Source organism: Pseudomonas koreensis, from assembly GCF_025447595.1.
GTDB classification, from domain to species: domain Bacteria; phylum Pseudomonadota; class Gammaproteobacteria; order Pseudomonadales; family Pseudomonadaceae; genus Aquipseudomonas; species Aquipseudomonas koreensis_H.
The window spans coordinates 87,864-106,667 of the sequence record NZ_JAOEJU010000020.1 but is presented as its reverse complement, the minus strand read 5'-3'; the positions used below and the strand labels follow the sequence as shown (position 1 = coordinate 106,667).

Sequence of the window (18,804 nt, the reverse complement as noted above, 5' to 3'; positions counted from 1 at the left end):
CTCGCTCCCACAGGGAAATGCATTCCAAATGTAGGAGCGAGCCTGCTCGCGAAAGCGTCAGCCCGGACAACTCAAAATCCGAACCTAGCCAACGATTCCGCGAACGATGAAGAACAGCAGCGAAGGCCCAAGCAGACACCCAAGTCCGGTGTGGAAGGTCGCGGTCAACGCCCCATAAGGCACCAGCCGCCGATCCGTCGCCGCCAGCCCCGCCGTCACGCCGCTCACCGTACCGGCCAACCCGCCAAACACCATCGCCGAACGCGGGTTATCCAGGCCCATCCAGCGCGCCGCCACCGGCGTGCCGACCATCACCAGAATCGCCTTGATCAACCCGGTGGCAATCGACAGCGCCATCACATCCGACGTCGCGCCAATCGCCGCACCGGTCACCGGGCCGACAATGTAAGTCACCGCACCGGCGCCGATGGTGGTCATGCTCACCGCATCGCGATAACCGAACGCCCAGGCCATGCACGCGCCGACAATGAACGGCAGGATCGTGCCCAGCAGCAGCGCAATCACGCCGATCATCCCGGCCTTCTTCGCCTCGGTCGCCTGCACTTCAAACGCCGTTGCAACGATGGCGAAATCCCGCAGCATCGCGCCGCCCATCAGGCCGATGCCGGAGAACAGTGTCAGATCCGCCAGGCCCTTCTGCCCGCCCGTCATCGTGCCGCCGACCCAGGCCAGCACCAGACCGATGACGATGGCAATCGCCGAGCCGTGAATCCGCCCGAACGTCAGGCGTTTGGAGAGAATCACCGAGACCCACATGATCACGCCGACGAAGGCGAACGCGGTGATCAGACCGTTGTGTTCCAGACCTTTTTCAATGAGATCCCACATGTCAGCGACCTCCTACCGGTGTGCCCACCGGAGAGATTTCCGCCGGTTCGTCGGGCAATGGCTCGCCCTTGTGGGTGCGGCTGATCAGGGCAATCGTGCAGCCACAAACCACCACCGAACCGATCGCCGCCAGCACCGCCACCGGGCCGCCGTGCAGGGCGGTGACGACGTTCTGTTGTGCGGCCATCGCCACCACCACCGGAATGTACATGGCGCCCCAGAAGCCGACGCCCATCTCGCAATCCTTGGTCATGCCGCCGCGTTTCTGCATCCACAACCGCGCGCAGATCAACAGGATCATGGCGATGCCGACCCCGCCGACGTTGGATTTGACCCCCAGCAGCACGCCGAGCAGGTCACCCATGATCACCCCTGCCAGCGTACAGATCGCCAGCAGCGCCACACCGTAAATAATCATTGTTGTAGTCCTCAAAGTGCATCGTCGAATGTTGTTTTTGTTGTTCGAAGCCTGAGTCGCTGCGGTCTAGAGTCGGCGGCTTCCCTCCTCACGCAACAGCGCCTGCAAGGTGTCGAGCCGGGCACTGTCGAAGGCAGTGACGGTGCCCTGCTCGAACACCGGGCGCGCCAGCCCGGTCAGCACCGCACCGGGCGGCAGTTCGATCTGTAGCCGCACGCCGCGCTCGTAGGCGCTTTGCACGGTGCCGCGCCAGTCCACCACGCGGCACATGTTGAAGGCGAGGTCGTCGCGCAGCGCTTCTACCTGGGTCACAGGCCTTGCGCGGCTGCCGCTCAGGTAAGCGATTTTCGGTGTTTTCAGCTCTACCCTGGCGAACGCTTCGGCGAGGGTTTGCGCAGGCTGATCCAGCAACGGACAGTGCGACGGCACGCTGACCGCCAGACGTTTTGCCAGCCCGGCGCCGCGACTGCGCGCCAGCTCGGCGACCGCTTGCATCGCCTTGTCGCTGCCGGCAATCACCACCTGGTTATCGGCGTTGATATTGGCCAGATAAACCGGCGCATCTGCGCCGTGCACCTGATCCAGCAAATCTTCGACTGTGGATAATTGCAGGCCGATGATCGCGGTCATGCCGAAGCCCTGTGGATAAGCCTGCTGCATCAACTCGCCGCGCAGGCTGACCAGATGCAACGCATCGCTGAAGCTCAACGCCCCGGCAACCACCGCTGCCGGGTAGGCACCGATGGACAGGCCAGCGACGTAATCGGCAGTGAGTCCTTCCTGCAACAACTGCCGCGAAGCTGCGACTCCGGCGATCAGCAGGCAGAGCTGAACCGCCCGGGTGCTGCGCAACGCTTCGCTGGAATCCAGCCGCAAGACATCTTCACCGAGGCTATCGCTGGCCTCGATCAGCGTTTCCCGAGGCAAACGCTGGAGCATGCCGGGTTGCTGCGCGCCCTGGCCGGGAAACACCAGCAGGCTGCTCACGCTGCCTGCTCCTGCGGGTTCCACGGGTCAGACACCAGACACGCTTCATGGGCGTTTTTCAGCAGCACCCGCGAAGCGTTTCCGGCCCACTCACGCAGGGCGACGGCACCGAATGGTGTCTGCAACTGCAGGTCGACCCGGCAGATCGCCCGATCGAAAACCGCGACCAGTTTGCGCGCCTGATTACGGGTGATGAGTTGCGGTGTACGCAGGATCAGGTCGAGATCGCTGCGCTCGTGCATCGCCGTAAATCCGCTGGCCAGTTCAAACCCGGCACTGCCACTGACGCCCCAGATCCAGCCGCAATCATCGAGCACCGGCCGCAGTTGGCGAAGCGCGTGCATGACCGGCAGATCACGCTCGCACTCGACCTGACAAAGCGCTTCCGGGCTGACCCGACAGGCAATCGAATCGATCGCCATGAACGCCGCCAACCGCTGCTCGCGCAACCGACCGCGCACGCCCACCGCCACGAATCCCTCTTCACTCAACGCCCGCCGCACCACCACCGGTTGCCCGGCAGCCAGCGAATCATTCGCCCACTGCGGCGCATCCGCCGGCAACTGCGCCGGCGTCATGCCCCACAGCAAGTCGTGGGCCAGAGGCATGTTCACCACTGCGCCCTCAGCAGTTCACGCACGCGGCTGGAGGCTTCGCGATTTTTCGCGCCGAGACGATTGCTCAAATCAGTCGCCGAAATATCGCCGATGGCCTGTGTCAGGCACTCGGTCACCCGCGCCAGATCCTCCGCCGTCGGCTGTTCGATCTGTTGCACCGACAGGGTTTCCCAGAGCAACCCGAGGCTGGCGTAGCTGTCGATGTCATAGGCCATCGGCGGCACGCTGGACGCCAGGGCTTCCAGTTCTTCGACGCTGCGCAAGGTCACCCGCGCCGCTGACGCCTTGCCCATCGCATGCACCATCACCCCCGGATCACGCAGGGCGATCAAGCGATTGGCCTGATATCCATGAGCGAGAAACGCCCCCGACATGGCCTTGCCCACCAGCAGCGCAATCACCGGATGCCCGGCCAGACGCGCGCGGGCATAGGCGTCCGCCGCACCGGCCAAGGCCTGATGAATGCCGAGGGCTTCTTCGCGGCGACCATAGGCCTGGCTCGGCACATCGACGATCGCGATCAAGGGACGCTTTTGCGTTTTGTCTCGGTCGGCGGTGATCGCATCATCCACAGCCTTGGCCAAACCCCAGCCTTCGAGCAAACCGACTTCGCCGTTGCGAGCGCGAGGGAAACGGTTTTGCGGATCGGCGACCACCGCGATAAAGCGCCCGAGCTCACCGTCGGCGACCTTCAACGATGCCGGCAAACCCTCAACGGCATTCGCCCCGGCGCTCAAGGCATTGAACCAGTTCAAACCGCGCATGGAATAACCGCTCATGAGCGCTCTCCTTGATACAGGTCGCGAACCATCGAAGGCTCGATTTGCTTGTCAGTGTCCAGGCTCGTCAGCCGTTGCAGGAACCATTCGGCCCGCTGACTGCGCGGTTGTTTCGGCAAGCCTTGTTGCAGCAATTCGCCGACCTGCTGGCGAATCTGCGCCACGTCATCGGCGACATAACGGTCCACCAGACCACTGGCAAACCGTTGCTCGCCACCGGTCAGGCTCCAGATGAAGGGCCGGTCGCGGGAGTCGTATTCCTCGATCCCGGCTTCCTGCTCGATCACCTGCGGGCCGTTCAGACCGAGGCGTGCTTCCTGGGTCACCAGCAAGTAGTTGCATAGCGCGGCGGCAATCGACATCCCGCCAAAGCAACCGACGCTGCCGGCCACCACGCCGACCACCGGTTGGTAACGCTGCAGATCGACAATCGCCGCGTGAATATCGGCAATCGCCGCCAGCCCGAGATTGGCTTCCTGCAAACGCACGCCGCCGGTTTCCAGCAGCAGGATGGCGCGGGTCGGGATGCCTTTGCGGTTGTCCTCGGCAGCCAGTTCCAGTGCGCCGGCGATTTTCGCGCCGCCGACTTCACCGAGGCTGCCGCCCTGAAACGTGCCCTCAATCGCTGCGATCACCACTGGCAAACCATCGAGGCTGCCCTTGGCGATCACCACGCCGTCATCGGCCTGCGGCACCACGCCCTGACGTTCCAGCCATGGCGACATCACGCGCTGAAACGGGTCGAGCAGTTCGCGGAAAGTGCCGGTGTCGAGCAAGGCTTTCGCCCGCTGCCGGGCACCGAGCTCGACGAACGAATGTTTGTGCAAAAGCGCTGAGGTGTCAGTCATGGCCGATCTCCTCGAAGCCTTGTTCCAGTCGCAGGCGAACCACACCGGGGGTCGCGCCGAAGTCGTGGATATCGATGGCCATCGCCGGCGGTGTGGTGCCGTCGAACATCCGCGCGAACAGATGTTGCCAGCGCTGCTCGGCGCCATTGACCGAGGTCTGCACATTGATCGTCAGCTTGCCGGCCAGACCCGGTTCGATCAGCACTTCCAGATCGCCCGAACCGACACAACCGACCAGCGCCCGACCGCGTGGCGGCTGCCCGGCGGGGAATTCAAAGGATAAGGTTTCCATCAAAACGCTCCCTGAAGGATGCCGTCGCGCTCGACTCGGTCGAGCAACAACGTGGCGGCGAGCAAGTCGGCGGCGCCACCGGGCGAGGCATTCAATGCGATGAGTTGTTGATCCAGTTCGTGCAGGCGGCGGCGACCGGTGAGGCTGGCGCTTCCGCCAGCGTCGAGCACTGCCTGAGCGCCGTGCTGCATGGCGTGCAGGCCTTGTTCGCCGGCGCGGTAGAGCACGCAGGTGTCGGCAAGGTCGGTCATGATCGCCAGCAAGGCATCGAGCCGGGCGTTCTGTTCGCCATGGCCGGCGACGCGGCTGCGCTTGAGTTGCGGCAGACCGCGTTGCACCACGGACGGAAAGCCGAGTTGCGCTTCCTCCCGAGCACCGCGAGCGCCGTAGCGCTGGGCGACTTGCGCGCCGTGGCTCAACGGGCGCGGCGCATGACGATCATCGAGCAACGCCAGACGCGCAGCGCGCAGAGTGACGGCGCCAGCACTGGTGGATTTGGTGTCCAGCGCAGCAGCCGTGACCAGCAGACCCAGCGCCCATATCGCCCCGCGATGGGTGTTCACGCCGTTAGTGGTGGCGAGCATCGCTTGCTCGCCTTCCCGGCCGATGCGGCCAATGGCTTCGCGCAGCGGCAAGCCGACCTCGCCAAACTCCAGCGCGGCCTCGGCCATTTCCTTGAACGCCGGCCACAGCGCCAGCGCCGAGGCGTGCATTAATCCCAGGTGCAGATCGGTGTGCGCACCGTTGCCGCGACGGTCGACCAACGCCGGTTTCGGCGACAGGTCGGCTTCGTCGATCAGCGCGTCCACTGCCAGGTCCGCCAGCCGTTCCGCGAGGGTGATGGTTTTCGGTTGCAGGTTGATTGCGTGCATTACCAGCTCCTGAACTTGGCGGGCGGGTTGTAGAGGCCGCCGGACCACTCGACCAGATCGGCCACACTTTTCGCCGCCAGCAGTTCGCGGGTGGCATCGGTGCGGCGGATGCCAAGGTCTTTGGGCAAGGCGATCAGGCCTTCGCGGCGCATGCGTTCGGTGTCTTTCGGGTTGTGCCGCAGGCCGATGGCGGTGACGCCCGCGACGGCCGCGATCATCGCCTGACGCTCTTCCAGCGAACGTGCCTTGTACAGGTAGGCGATACCTTCTTCGGTGAGCAGGTGGGTGACGTCGTCGCCGTAAATCATGATCGGCGCCAGCGGCATCCCGCTTTTTTTCGCCACCTCCACTGCGTCGAGGGTTTCGACGAAGGTCGGTTTGCCGCCCTCCTGGAACGTTTCGACCATTTGCACCACGAGTTTCTTGCCGCGTTCGAGCATCGGTTGCTGCGAATCGTCATGGCGCATGTCGAGCCATGCCGGGGTGCCGTGACGCCGGCCGCGCGGGTCGTGGCCCATGTTCGGTGCGCCACCAAAACCGGCGAGGCGGCCACGGGTGACGGTGGAGGAATGGCCATCGCCATCGACTTGCAACGTTGCGCCGATAAACAGATCCACCGCGTATTGCCCGGCCAGTTGGCAGAACATCCGGTTGGAACGCAGCGAGCCGTCACGGCCGGTGAAGAACACGTCCGGCCGCGCGGCGATGTAGTTTTCCATGCCCAGTTCGGTGCCGAAGCAGTGCACGCTTTCGACCCAGCCGCTTTCAATCGCCGGGATCAAAGTCGGGTGCGGGTTGAGCGTCCAGTTACGGCAGATCTTGCCCTTGAGGCCGAGGGATTCGCCATAGGTCGGCAGGATCAGTTCGATGGCGGCGGTGTTGAAACCGATGCCGTGGTTCAGCGACTGCACATTGTGTTTTTCGTAGATCCCGCGGATCGCCATCATCGCCATCAACACGTGCACAGGCTTGATGTGGCGAGGGTCACGGGTGAACAGCGGTTCGATGTAGAACGGTTTGTTCGCCACCACCACGAAATCGACCCACGATGCGGGGATGTCCACGCGAGGCAGTTCGCTGACGTCGTCCACCAGTTGATTGACCTGGACAATGACGATGCCATCGCTGAACGCCGCCGGTTCGATTAGCGCCGGGGTGTCTTCAGTGCTCGGCCCGGTGTAGATGTTGCCGGCACGGTCGGCCATGAACCCGGCCGAGAGCACGACGTTGGGAATCAGGTCCACCACCAGCCGGGCGTAGAGTTCGATGTAGGTGTGGATCGCACCGACTTCCAGCAGACCGTCTTCGAGCAACTGGCTGATACGCAGGCTCTGGGTGCCGGCAAAGGAGAAATCGAGCTTGCGGGCGATGCCGCGTTCGAACAGGTCCAGATGCTCGGAGCGACCGACACTGGGCATGATCATGTGCAGGTCGTGGAGCTTTTCAGGATCGGCCTTGGCCAGGGAGCGCGAGAGGAAATCTGCCTGCTTCTGGTTGTTGCCCTCCAGCACCACACGGTCGCGGGGCAGGATCAGCGCTTCGAGCGCTGCGACGATCCTGTCGGTAGGCAACACCGCACCGTCGGCCAGCCCGCGCACCTTGTCGAGGCGCCGCTGCTTCTCGTCACGCCGCCGCGTCCAGCGCGAGTCGGGGGATATTGTTGTTGTCATGCTCACTCCACGGGGTTCGCTGTCGTGGAGCTACCTTAGGAGTGTCGGGTGGGGGCATCAATCAAGCGCAGCGGTGAATCATTACGGTCAGCGTAACGGTTGGAATCGCTATCGCGAGCAGGCTCGCTCCCACAAGGGAAACGCATTTCAAATGTGGGAGCGAGCCTGCTCGCGATGGGGCCAACCCGAACACTGCAGACTCTGGATCAGTGGACCAGCCCCGCATCCACCAACAATGTCTCCAATGCCAACAAATCCGGCACCTTCGCCACCTGCTCCCCCACCTGCACCGCCGCCTGTTCCAGCGCACACAGCGGCACGTCGACATAACTCAACTGACTGTCGAGCTTGTACGAGCGCGGAATACCCTGCACCAGCAGTGCGATGAACTTCAATTCCGGCCGCCCACCAAGAGCATTGAGGATGACGATCCGGGCCCGTTCGCCAATGACGATCTTGTTGCCGCACGCCGACTCGAAACTCAGCAGCGGAATCTGCCGCTCACGCCAGGTCACCCGACCGAGATACCACGGCGGTGTGTCGAGATCGAAGGCGCTGGACTGGTAGTCGATCAGCTCGGCGACGGCGACGTTGGGCAGGATCAGGTTGCGATCCGCCAGCGGCAGGAGCAGCCCGGTGAGTTGGCTGGTGCGCTGGTTGTGCCGGCGTTCATGCATGTTTTTTGCTCCACAGGGCGATGCTTTCGAGCAGCACCGATTCCTGGTACGGCTTACCGAGGTAGTCGTTGACGCCGATGGCCATCGCACGGTCGCGGTGTTTCTGCCCGGTGCGCGAGGTGATCATGATGATCGGCAGGTGTTGCAGGCGTTCGTCGTGGCGTACCTGGGTCGCCACTTCGAAGCCGTCCATGCGCGGCATTTCGATGTCGAGCAACATCAGGTCCGGCATGTGTTCTTCCAGCAGCAACATCGCATCGACCCCGTCCTTGGCGGTCAGCACGTTCATGCCGTGGCGTTCGAGCAGGCGGCTGGTGACCTTGCGCACCGTGACCGAGTCGTCGACCACCATCACCAGCAGCGGCTTCTGCGGTTCGCTCTCGATTTCATGACTGGCCGGACGCTGCGGCAACTGCGCCTGCATCGCGCGGATCGGCGCCAGCAGGTCGAGGATCAGCACCACCCGGCCATCGCCGAGAATCGTCGCCCCGGACACGCCCTGCACCGACGCGAACTGCGGGCCGAGACTCTTGACCACGATTTCGCGGGTGCCGGCCATCGTGTCGACCTGCACCGCGATGTGCCGGTCGTTGCACTGCACCAGCAAGACCGGCACCGGCAGGCTCTGGCCGGACAGTTTTGGCCGTGGCGCGGTTTTCAGCAGCTCGCCCAGATAGCACAGTTCATAACGCTGGCCGCCGTACTGATAACTCGGCGGATCGAGACGGAAATGCCCGTCCAGCTCATTCGGCAGCACGCGGACGATGCCGTCGATGGTGTTCAACGGAATCGCGTATTGATCCTCGCCGCACTGCACCATCAGCGCACGGTTGACCGATACGGTGAACGGCAGGCGAATGCGGAAATGCACGCCCTGCCCCGGCACCGAGTCGATGCTCATGGTGCCGCCCAGTTGCCGGACTTCTTCGTGCACCACGTCCATGCCCACGCCGCGTCCGGAAATCTGGGTGATCTTCTCGGCGGTGGAAAACCCCGGCTGGAGGATGAACTGCAACACTTCGCGGTCGCTGATGTCGGCATCCGGCGCCAGCAGACCGCGCTTGATCGCCTTGCGCCGCACGGCGTCCAGCGGCACCCCCGCGCCATCGTCGCGGATGTCGAAGACGATGTCGCCGCCCTCGCGGGACAGGTCGAGGCTGATCTGGCCTTGCGCCGGTTTGCCCGCCGCCAGCCGGACCTCGGCGGACTCCAGACCATGATCGACGGCATTGCGCAGCATGTGTTCCAGTGGCGCGGCCATGCGTTCGAGGACGTTGCGGTCCATCTCGCCTTCGGCGTTGCCGACGCTGAACGCGACGTCCTTGCCCAGCTCTTCGGCGACCTGCCGGACGATGCGTTTCAGACGCGGCAACATGCGCTCGAACGGCACCATGCGCGTGCGCATCAGGCCTTCCTGCAACTCGGTGTTGATCCGGCCCTGCTGCTGCAACAGGTTCTCGGCGTCGTGGGTGCGCCGGTCGAGGGTTTCCTTCAGATCCAGCAAGTCGGAAGCGGACTCGAACAGCGCCCGTGACAGTTGTTGCAACTGCGAATGGCGGTCCATTTCCAACGGGTCGAAATCTTCGTAGCCGAGGCGTTCGGCGTCCACTTGCTGGCGGCTGAGGATCCGCCCCTGGGTTTCGGTGTCGAGCCGGCGCAACTGGTCGCGCATACGCTCGATGGTGGTTTCCATCTCGTGCAGGGCGGTCTGCGCATCGCTGACTTGCTGTTCGATGCGCCCACGGAAAATCGAGGTTTCGCCCGCGAGGTTGACCAGTTCATCCAGCAGCTCGGCGGAGACCTTGACCATGTCCGCCCCGGCCTCGGGCGCGGGGGCAGCAGGCTCGACCTTGACCGCAACCGGCGGCACGGGTGCCGGGGTTTGCACGACCAGCGGATGGCTGAAATTCTGGATCGCGCTGATCAGCCGGTCCGCCGGCGGGCACGGCTGGCCGGCGCGCACCGCGTCGAGCATCTGCGCCAACCGGTCCTGGCCGCGCTGCAACAGCGCGAACAGTTCGGCGCTGCCTTGCAGGGTGCCGGCGGACAGGCTTTCGTAAAGGTATTCCAGCTCATGGGCGAGATCGCCGATCGGGCCGATTTCCACCATGCGTGCACCGCCCTTGAGGGTGTGCAGGTCGCGCAGCAGGGTTTCCACTTCCTGGCGATTGCCGGGCTCGGCCTGCCAGCGCAACAGCGCGGCGCCGGAGTTTTCGATGATGTCGAAACCTTCTTCGAGGAAGATTTCCAGCAGCTCCGGATCGTGTCCGGGGCCGTCCTGCGTGACGCTGGTTGGCGGTGTTTCAGGATTGGCGGTCGAGCCCTGACGGAAACGGCGGATCGCCTCGATCAGGTCCTGCGCCGGATCCAGCGGCTGGTGCAGGTGCAACTGTTCGAGGAACTGTGCCAGACGTTCGTGGCTCTGGCGCAGCAATCGGTCGAGGGCTTCGCTGTGGCTGTAACGACGATCCACCAACCCTTCGTAAAGACCTTCCAGCTCATGGGCCAGATCGCCGACCGCCGCCACCTCGGCCATCCGCGCGCCGCCCTTCAGCGTGTGCAAATCCCGTTGCAGCGACGACAGCGGTGCGCCGTTCTCCGGATCCTTCAGCCAGCGTTGCAAGGCTTGCCCGGCGCTGTCGAGAATGTCAACCGCCTCCTCGAGGAAGATCTCGACGATCTCGTCGTCCGGCCCGCTGTCGACGCTGTGTTGTTGCAGTTCGGCGGTGGCGCTGCCCAGTTCGCGGATGCTCAGGGTGCGGCTGCCGTCGCTGCGGATCAGGCCCATGGCCGACGGATCGAGGCTCTCGTCGAGCAATTCGTGCAAGGCGCGGATGCGCTGCGGTTGCGGGGTGATTTCCTGGCCGGCGGCCAGTTCGTCGAGCATGTTGATCAGCGCTTCGTGGGCCAACTGCGCTTCATGGAAAAACCGCTCGCTGACCGCCAGGCTGCTTTCTTCGACCGCGCCGTACAGATCGAGCAAAGCTTCACACAACACATCCACCGGCAGCAGATCCGCCAGATGTGCGCCCTCACCCAGGGTCGTCAGCTCATCCAGCAGCGCGCTGAGTTCCTGACGTTCGCCGGGGTGCTGCTGCCACCGCTGCAAGAGGTTTTCGGCGTCGAGCAGGATGTCCATGCCCTGGGCCAGGAAGTTGTTGATCAGTTGCGGATCGCGCTTGACCCGCAGGGCGCTGCTCGGGGCGTTGAGGATCGATTCCAGACGCTCGCCGAGCAGGGTTTCGGTGCGTTTGATCAGCGACTGCGCACCGACAATCGGCGCCAGCGGATCGTGTTTGAGCTGACGCAGACCAACGCGGAACAGGCCCTCGGCTTCGAGCAGCAGTTCCACTTCGTCGAGGTCCAGTGCCAGCTGATGGGCCTTGAATTCCCGCGCGAGCTTATCGAGCGGCGCCGCCAGTTCAGCAATCGGTGAAACTCCCGCCATTGATGCGCTGCCCTTGAGGGTGTGCAGCGCGCGCTGCAATTCGTCACTGGCCTGCAACGGCACATGCTCGGCGGCCTGATCGAGAAAACGGTTGAGACTGGCGAGATGGGTTTCGGCTTCGTTGCGGAAGATCTCCAGCAACAGCGGATCGAGGGCCGCGACGTCTTCCACGTCTTCGGCCGGCAGCGGTGTGTCGCCCTTGGCCAGCGCGTGGGCGCGGGCTGCCAGTTGATCGACATCGTGGCGCTGACGCTGGCCGTTGGTGGCGAATTCGGCGATCAGATCCGGCAACAGCAGCAGCGTGTCGGCCAGCAACTGGCGCACCGCCGGACCGGGTTCAACGCTGTGTTCCAGCACACGGTTAAGCAGGTTTTCCACCGCCCACGCCAGCTCGCCGAGGACCAGCGCGCGAACCATCCGGCCGCTGCCCTTGAGCGTGTGGAAGGCACGGCGCAGTTCACTCAGGGCGGCATGATCATCGGGATCGGCAGACCAGCGCGGCAGGTATTCGCTCAGTACTTCGAGCACTTCCCCGGTCTCTTCGAGGAACACTTCGCGCAGCTCGTCATCCACCGGTTCTTCATCGACCGGTGGCGGCAGCAGACTGCCCGGCGTGGTCAGCGCCGGCGGGTTGACCGCCGAGACCGGGCTGGCCAGCACTTCGGCCAACGACTGCACGATCTGCGGGTCGTCCAGTTCCTGCAAATCCTGCATCACCAGCGCTTCGCTGGGGCTGAGCACATCGTCGAGCACCGGCACATGCGGCTCGCCGGGCTGTTCGTCAGGAAAGAAACCGAGACTGGCGAGGCTTTTCTGCGCGATATCCAGCAAGTGCTCGCTGGGTGCCTGCGGGTCGTCGGTCAGGCGCTCGAGGTAATACTCGAGACTGGTGATGGCGTCGGCGAGGCTGTCGAGTTGCTGCCAGCCCGGCTCGTGAGGATCAAGCAACAGATGCTCGCGGATAAACCCGTTGCAGGCTTCGAGCAAGCTTGCCGCGCGCGCCAGCGGAATCATCGCCAGTGCGCCGCGCACCTGGGTCAGCAGCGCCGGCAACGGTTGCAGCTGCTGGCGATCCCAGTCGGCGTCGATGTAGTCGACAATCATGTCCTTGGCCTGTTGCAGGCAGATGCGCGCTTCCTTGATCACGATCTGATGGATCTGCGTCAGGTCGGTGGTTGGCAACTGCGAATCGTCCGGGCTCTCCGGCTCGACGGTGCCGACCATCCCGGCCAGCGTCGCTTCGACATAGAGCAAAGCCCCGGCGACGTCCATCAGCGTGGCGTCGTTCGGTTCGCGCTGGCCCTGCGCGAGGCTCAGCACCACCGCCAGTTGATCGATGATCACCTTGCGCGGCTGGCCGAAACCGAGCACCGCCAGGGTGTCGGCAATCTGCCGCAGCGGCGCCAGCAGGCTGTCCAGATCCGAAGCGTGCTGGCGGTCACTGCGCACGAACAGGTCGAGGCGCTCCTTGACCCGCACCAGTTCTTCGCACAGCGCCGCGAGCACCGAGCGCATGGCATCGCGATCGGGGCCGGCCAGGCGCGCGCGTTCTTCGTCGACCATCGCGCTGTCGGGCAGCGCGTCGTCCAGGGAGTAGCGATCTTTCATGGTCAGCATCTGCCCGGTGGGATGTTCGGCTTTGGCGATATAAAACAGCAGGCTTTTCAGCAGTTCAGGCGGTGGCGGCTGGTTGAGGCCGGGCATGCCCTGTTCGAGCAGACGCTTGAGCTCCTTATCGGCGTCCTTGAACAGGCTGCGCAGGGCCGGACTGTTGGCGATCCGCCCTTCGCGCATGCCCTCGACCAGCGCCGAGGCGACCTGCCATAAAGGGCTGAGCGGAGCATTGCCGCTCAACGCTTCAAGCCGGGTAAAGACCTTGGCCAGATAAGCGAGGTGCGTCTGGTCATCCTGTTCGCGAAGCAATCCGACCAGCGCCATTTGCAGCATCTGGCGTAACTTGCGCAGCACATTCGGCAGCTCTGCCGGTTCCAACAGCGCCAGCGCTTCCGGGCTCAGGAGTGAAAGCTCGGGCAACTGCGGGCTGAACAGGCTGGTTTCCGACAACAGGCTTTCGCCCCGGGCGCTGCGCAAATCGTTGATCAGCGGCAGCACCACCAGCGGCAGGTCACGGCGGGCACCCTGCACGCGGTCGAGGTAGATCGGCAATTGACCCAGCGCCTGCAACAGCAAGTGCAGCGCTTCGTCGCGGTGGCTGACGCGGCCGTTCTGCAACGCTTCGACCAGGTGTTCCATTTCTTCGGCCAGCAGCGCCGCACCGTAGAACCCGACCATTTGCAGACTGCCGTGTACCTGATGGATACAGGTCAGGCATTCGTCCAGCCCCGGCCCGGACTGCGGATCGTCGAGCACGGCCTCGATAGCCTGATGCGCCTGCCTCAGCGTCTCGGCTATTTCACCCTTGACCCATTCAAGGGCCACGTAGTCGTGCCGGTCACCCATAACCACTCCGCTCGACATGGACTCGCCCGCAGGCCTCACGCCTTGTCCGCGACGGGCGCAGGCGCCGCCGGCAAGGTGAACCCGGACACCGAGCGACGCAACTGGCTGGCCATTTTCGCCAGGTTGCCGATGCTCTCGGCGGTGGCCGTGGAGCCGGACGAGGTCTGCGAGGTGATCTGCTGGATCACGTTCATCGTCAGGGAAATCTGCCCGGCCGAAGACGTCTGTTGCTGCGCCGCGTTGGAAATGCTCTGGATCAGCGCTGCAAGGATCTTGGATACGCCTTCGATTTCTTCCAGGGCCACACCGGCATCCTGCGCCAGCCGCGCGCCGCGCACCACTTCGGTGGTGGTCTGTTCCATGGAAATCACGGCTTCGTTGGTGTCGGTCTGGATCGCCCGCACCAGCGTTTCGATCTGTCGGGTCGCGGCGGACGAACGCTCGGCCAGCCGCTGGACTTCGTCGGCAACCACGGCAAAACCGCGCCCGGCGTCACCGGCCATCGAGGCCTGAATTGCCGCGTTGAGGGCAAGAATGTTGGTCTGGTCAGCGATGTCATCGATCAGGCTGACGATGTCGCCGATTTCCTGAGACGACTCGCCCAGACGCTTGATGCGCTTGGCGGTGTCCTGGATCTGTTCGCGAATGTTGTCCATGCCGTGGATGGTGTTGTGCACCACCTCGTTGCCCTTGTTGGCGATCTCCACCGACCGCTCGGCAACCGCCGAGGATTCAGCGGCGTTGGCCGACACCTGATCGATGGACTGGGCCATGTCGCTGATCGCGGTCGAGGCTTCGGAAATCTGCTGGGCCTGATGCTCCGAGGCCTGGGCCAGGTGCATGGCGGTGGCCTGGGTTTCCTGCACCGCAGCGGCGACCTGGCCGGCGGTGAGGTTGATGGTCGCCACCAGATCGCGCAACTGGTCGACGGAATAGTTGATCGAGTCGGCGATGGTCCCGGTGAAGTCTTCGGTCACCGAGGCCGTTACAGTCAGGTCGCCGTCGGCGAGGTCTTCGATCTCGTCGAGCAGGCGCATGATCGCGTTCTGGTTGCGTTCGTTTTTCTCGGCGGTCTCGCGCAACTGACGGTTGGTTTCCCGGACCATGACCATGCCGATCAGGATGATCGAAGCCAGCGCCAGCAGGCCCAGCACATAACCGCCGATGGTATCGGTGCTGCGACCGCCGGCAAGGTTCTCGAAACCGGTGGCCAGGTGCGAGGCTTCGTCGAGCAGGGTCTGCGACAGGCTGAAGATATTGGTGGCCGACTCACGAACCTTGAACAGCTCCGGCGAGGTTTCGAGGATTTCATCCACCGAACCCGAGACGAACTGGAACAGCTCGGAGATCTCGCTCAAGCGAGCGCGGGCATCGCGGTCTTCGACCTGACTGATCTTCAGGGCCGGGTTGCCCTGCAGCATGCCGTTAAGCACCTGACCGAAGCGCGCAGCATCGCGACCGAAAGCGTCGGCGGCCTGCTGGGAATTTTCATCGCCCGACAGCACGGTGTTCACCGCGCCTAGAATCCGCTCGGCCAGCAGCGACTGACGCTGGGCCATCGCCACTTGCGCCGCCGGCGCACCCCGTTGCAGGAGAATCTCGACGACTTTTTCGTATTCGATCTGCAACTGCGGCACGGTTTCGGCCAGGGTCGCGGCCACCTGATGCAGGGACAGCACGGTCTGTTCGCTGGAAAGAATCGCGTCGGTGTTTTTCAGCAGGCGTTCCCAGTCCAGCTGCACGGCGCGCATTTCCGGGCGCACGGTGGACGGCGCCGGCGGCAGGCCGGTGGCCGAGTCGCCTTTCTTCAGGTAGCCCCAGCGCTGGGCGAAGTCGTTGCGCGCATCGCTCAACAGTTTGAACGCGGCGGCCTTGCCGGCGGCGGCTTCGGTGGCGTTCTTGGCGATCCGCTGCGACAGGACCCGCAGCTCGCCGGCGTGGCCGATGTACTGCTTGTCGTAGTTGGCCTGGGTGTTGAGGTAAGCGAAGTTGGCGAACAGCAGCATGATGAACACGATCAGTGCGATGAACAGCACGATGATCTGCGAGCGGCTGCGCGAGCCTTCTGCGGGCTTGCCTGTTTTTGCTTTGATCATCCGCACCTTCCAAGACTTGCCGAAGAACCTGTGGGAGCGAGCCTGCTCGCGATTCAGGCCCTGCGGTGGCACTGTTTCACCGCGTTATCGTTCAATCGCGAGCAGGCTCGCTCCCACAGGGGGTTCTCTGGTGTTGCTGCTAAATTGCGACGTGCATGAAACTCGGTGACTGCGCCAGCGCAAACAGGCTGAACACCCGCCAGTTCTGCTCGCGCCGGAAATAGCCCTTGATGAACTCGCCCTTGGAGCCTTGCCGTTTACTGATCGAGACGGATTCGAAACTGTCCTGCTCGAAGTGCTGCAGGCCGAAGACTTCATCGACCAGCAACCCGGCAAACACGTCCTGATGCTCTACCACCAATACCCGCCGCTGTTTGCGCATCGGTGACAGCTCATGGCCGAAGAATCCGCACAGGTCCATGACCGGCAGCAAGCGTCCGCGCAGATTGGCCACGCCCTTGACCCACGGCTTGACGCCCGGCAGCTGGGTGACGCGCAGTTCGGGCAGCACTTCGCTGACTTCGCCCATCGGCGTGACGTACCAGTGCTCGCCCAGACGAAAGCCGATGCCGCTCCAGCGATCCTGCCGCGCCGGTTGCGACGGCAGGTCCGCCGCCAGCAGGCGACAGCGCTGGTCGATCTGCCACAACAGTTCGAACGCGGTCAGCGACTCGCTCATGGCGGCGCGGTCAACCGGCCAGCACGTTGTTCAGGGTCTTGATCAGCGTGTCTTCGTCGACCGGTTTGGTCAGGTAGTCCCTGGCGCCCTGGCGGGTGCCCCAGACCTTGTCGGTCTCCTGATCCTTGGTGGTGATGATGATCACCGGGATGTGGCTGGTTTCCGCATCCTTGGTCAACTGACGGGTAGCCTGGAAGCCGTTGAGGCCGGGCATGACGATGTCCATCAGCACCGCGTCGGGTTTTTCCTGGCGGGCCAGGGCCACGCCGTCGGCGCCGTTTTCGGCTTTCAGCACTTCGTGCCCGTGCTTTTCCAGCATGCCGGTGAGTTTGTACATTTCGGTCGGCGAATCATCGACGATCAGGATACGTGCCATGGTCTTCCCCATTTTTCTTGTCGACACCGGGCCCGCTGGCCGAGCGTCTCTGTGCGTGTCTTACTGCGGCAAAGCGGCAGCGAAGCCCGGAACATGGGCCGAAATCGCGTCGAGCAGTTCTTCCTTGCTGAAAGGTTTGGTCAAAAATTGATCGGAACCGACAATCCGCCCCTTGGCCTTGTCGAACAAGCCGTCCCGGGACGACAGCATGATCACCGGCGTGCCCTTGAACGCGTTGTTGTTCTTGATTAAAGCGCAGGTCTGATAACCATCCAGACGCGGCATCATGATGTCGACAAAGATGATCCCGGGATGGTGGTCGGCGATCTTCGCCAGGGCGTCAAAACCGTCGATCGCGGTGATGACTTCGCACCCTGCATTTTTCAACAGGGTCTCAGCGGTGCGACGAATCGTTTTCGAGTCGTCGATCACCATGACCTTCAAGGCGCTGGACTGCTGTTCCATAAGGGGGCTCTACCGTCGCCTTTGCGAATCAATTTGTCCGTTTTGCGATGACTGATGGCTGGAAACCCTTGATGCTCAAGGGCCAGCACGGTTGGGAGCCTTTTTAGCACAGTCTCCAGACGCAATCTATCGACGGGTTTTTCCTTGACCGAAAACCCGCCCGGCGCCACTCTGGCGGCACTTTTTTCATACCGATCCGGTAGCCAATTTTCGAGGAAAACCCAATGAGCGTTCGCGTCGGGATTGTCATGGACCCTATCGCCAGCATTTCCTATAAAAAGGATAGCTCGCTGGCCATGCTGCTGGCGGCGCAGAAGCGCGGCTGGGAACTGTTCTATATGGAACAGAAAGACCTTTATCAGGGTGAAGGCCAGGCTCGGGCGCGGATGAAACCGCTGAAAGTCTTCGCCAACCCGGAAAAATGGTTCGAACTGGGCACCGAGCAGGATTCGCTGCTGAGCGACCTGAACGTGATCCTGATGCGCAAGGATCCGCCGTTCGACATGGAGTTCGTCTACTCCACCTACCTGCTCGAACAGGCCGAGTCCGCCGGGGTGCTGGTGGTCAACAAGCCGCAGAGCCTGCGTGACTGCAACGAAAAGCTGTTCGCCACGCTGTTCCCACAGTGCACGCCGCCGACCGTGGTCAGCCGCCGCGCCGATGTGCTGCGTGAATTCGCCGCCAAACACGGCGACGTGATCCTCAAGCCGCTGGACGGCATGGGCGGTACCTCGATCTTCCGTCACCGCGCCGGCGATCCGAACCTGTCGGTGATTCTGGAAACCCTGACCGCCCTCGGCGCCCAGCAGATCATGGGCCAGGCCTACCTGCCGGCGATCAAGGACGGCGACAAGCGCATCCTGATGATCGACGGCGAGCCGGTGGATTACTGCCTGGCGCGGATTCCGGCCCAGGGCGAAACCCGTGGCAACCTCGCGGCTGGCGGTCGTGGCGAAGCCCGTCCGTTGACCGACAAGGATCGCTGGATCGCCGCCCAGGTCGGCCCGACCTTGCGCGAAAAAGGCCTGCTGTTCGTCGGCCTGGACGTGATCGGCGAGCACCTGACCGAAATCAACGTCACCAGCCCGACCTGCATCCGCGAAATCGACAATGCCTTCGGCACCGACATCGGCGGTCTGCTGATGGATGCGATCGAGAAAAAGCTGCAAGCTTGATGTGCATCACATGCAGCCTGTCGCTTGATGCTTGAAGCCCAAGGCGTGAAACCAACATTGCGTTATCATGCGCGGCCTGTGAAAAACGCGATGTTG

At 63.4% G+C, this 18,804-nt stretch carries 16 protein-coding genes; 1 reads left to right on the top strand and 15 read right to left on the bottom strand.

Annotated elements, in window-relative coordinates:
- Nucleotides 1-84: 84 nt before the first annotated feature.
- From madM to pilG, 15 genes are all read right to left on the bottom strand, one after another.
- Nucleotides 85-849 carry a malonate transporter subunit MadM gene (gene madM / locus N8H71_RS21845; RefSeq protein ID WP_085689643.1) on the bottom strand — a complete coding sequence of 255 codons (765 nt, stop codon included), beginning with the start codon at nt 847-849 and terminating at the stop codon, nt 85-87.
- A gap of 1 nt (nt 850) precedes the next feature.
- A complete protein-coding gene (gene madL / locus N8H71_RS21840; protein ID WP_007953315.1) occupies nt 851-1,267 on the bottom strand; it encodes a malonate transporter subunit MadL in 417 nt (138 codons plus the stop codon).
- 66 nt (nt 1,268-1,333) lie between these two features.
- Nucleotides 1,334-2,254, bottom strand: a complete 921-nt coding sequence (gene mdcH / locus N8H71_RS21835; RefSeq protein WP_262195633.1) for a malonate decarboxylase subunit epsilon — start codon at nt 2,252-2,254, stop codon at nt 1,334-1,336.
- Nucleotides 2,251-2,871, bottom strand: a complete 621-nt coding sequence (locus N8H71_RS21830) for a malonate decarboxylase holo-ACP synthase (protein WP_262195632.1) — start codon at nt 2,869-2,871, stop codon at nt 2,251-2,253. Before N8H71_RS21830 ends, mdcH begins: the two co-directional genes overlap by 4 nt.
- Nucleotides 2,865-3,650 (bottom strand): biotin-independent malonate decarboxylase subunit gamma, encoded by a 786-nt coding sequence (mdcE, locus tag N8H71_RS21825; RefSeq protein ID WP_262195631.1) that lies wholly within the window; start codon nt 3,648-3,650, stop codon nt 2,865-2,867. The genes N8H71_RS21830 and mdcE overlap by 7 nt, the downstream gene beginning before the upstream one ends.
- Complete coding sequence (locus tag N8H71_RS21820; protein WP_262195630.1) at nt 3,647-4,498, bottom strand: biotin-independent malonate decarboxylase subunit beta; 852 nt, start codon at nt 4,496-4,498, stop codon at nt 3,647-3,649. The genes mdcE and N8H71_RS21820 overlap by 4 nt, the downstream gene beginning before the upstream one ends.
- Complete coding sequence (locus tag N8H71_RS21815) at nt 4,491-4,790, bottom strand: malonate decarboxylase subunit delta (RefSeq protein WP_039767948.1); 300 nt, start codon at nt 4,788-4,790, stop codon at nt 4,491-4,493. Before N8H71_RS21815 ends, N8H71_RS21820 begins: the two co-directional genes overlap by 8 nt.
- Nucleotides 4,790-5,662, bottom strand: a complete 873-nt coding sequence (locus N8H71_RS21810) for a triphosphoribosyl-dephospho-CoA synthase (RefSeq protein WP_262195629.1) — start codon at nt 5,660-5,662, stop codon at nt 4,790-4,792. The genes N8H71_RS21815 and N8H71_RS21810 overlap by 1 nt, the downstream gene beginning before the upstream one ends.
- The gene (mdcA, locus tag N8H71_RS21805) at nt 5,662-7,332 is read right to left on the bottom strand and encodes a malonate decarboxylase subunit alpha (protein WP_262195628.1); all 1,671 of its coding nucleotides are present in this window, start codon (nt 7,330-7,332) and stop codon (nt 5,662-5,664) included. The genes N8H71_RS21810 and mdcA overlap by 1 nt, the downstream gene beginning before the upstream one ends.
- A 206-nt stretch (nt 7,333-7,538) precedes the next feature.
- Nucleotides 7,539-8,009, bottom strand: coding sequence for a chemotaxis protein CheW (locus N8H71_RS21800; protein WP_127800388.1), 471 nt, complete (start codon nt 8,007-8,009; stop codon nt 7,539-7,541).
- Nucleotides 8,002-13,917, bottom strand: a complete 5,916-nt coding sequence (locus tag N8H71_RS21795; protein WP_262195627.1) for an Hpt domain-containing protein — start codon at nt 13,915-13,917, stop codon at nt 8,002-8,004. The genes N8H71_RS21800 and N8H71_RS21795 overlap by 8 nt, the downstream gene beginning before the upstream one ends.
- 35 nt (nt 13,918-13,952) lie before the next feature.
- Nucleotides 13,953-16,013, bottom strand: a complete 2,061-nt coding sequence (locus N8H71_RS21790; protein ID WP_262195626.1) for a methyl-accepting chemotaxis protein — start codon at nt 16,011-16,013, stop codon at nt 13,953-13,955.
- Nucleotides 16,014-16,152: 139 nt separating this feature from the next.
- Nucleotides 16,153-16,692, bottom strand: coding sequence for a chemotaxis protein CheW (locus N8H71_RS21785; RefSeq protein WP_262195625.1), 540 nt, complete (start codon nt 16,690-16,692; stop codon nt 16,153-16,155).
- Nucleotides 16,693-16,702: 10 nt separating this feature from the next.
- On the bottom strand, nt 16,703-17,068 hold the full coding sequence (pilH, locus tag N8H71_RS21780; RefSeq protein ID WP_011336365.1) for a twitching motility response regulator PilH: 366 nt from the start codon (nt 17,066-17,068) through the stop codon (nt 16,703-16,705).
- A 60-nt stretch (nt 17,069-17,128) separates the two neighbouring features.
- The gene (gene pilG, locus N8H71_RS21775; protein ID WP_007953330.1) at nt 17,129-17,533 is read right to left on the bottom strand and encodes a twitching motility response regulator PilG; all 405 of its coding nucleotides are present in this window, start codon (nt 17,531-17,533) and stop codon (nt 17,129-17,131) included.
- A 224-nt stretch (nt 17,534-17,757) separates the two neighbouring features.
- Here pilG and gshB point away from each other — a divergent pair, with 224 nt between their 5' ends.
- Nucleotides 17,758-18,708: a glutathione synthase gene (gene gshB / locus N8H71_RS21770; protein WP_007953331.1), complete on the top strand. Its 951-nt coding sequence runs from the start codon at nt 17,758-17,760 to the stop codon at nt 18,706-18,708.
- Nucleotides 18,709-18,804 lie beyond the last annotated feature (96 nt).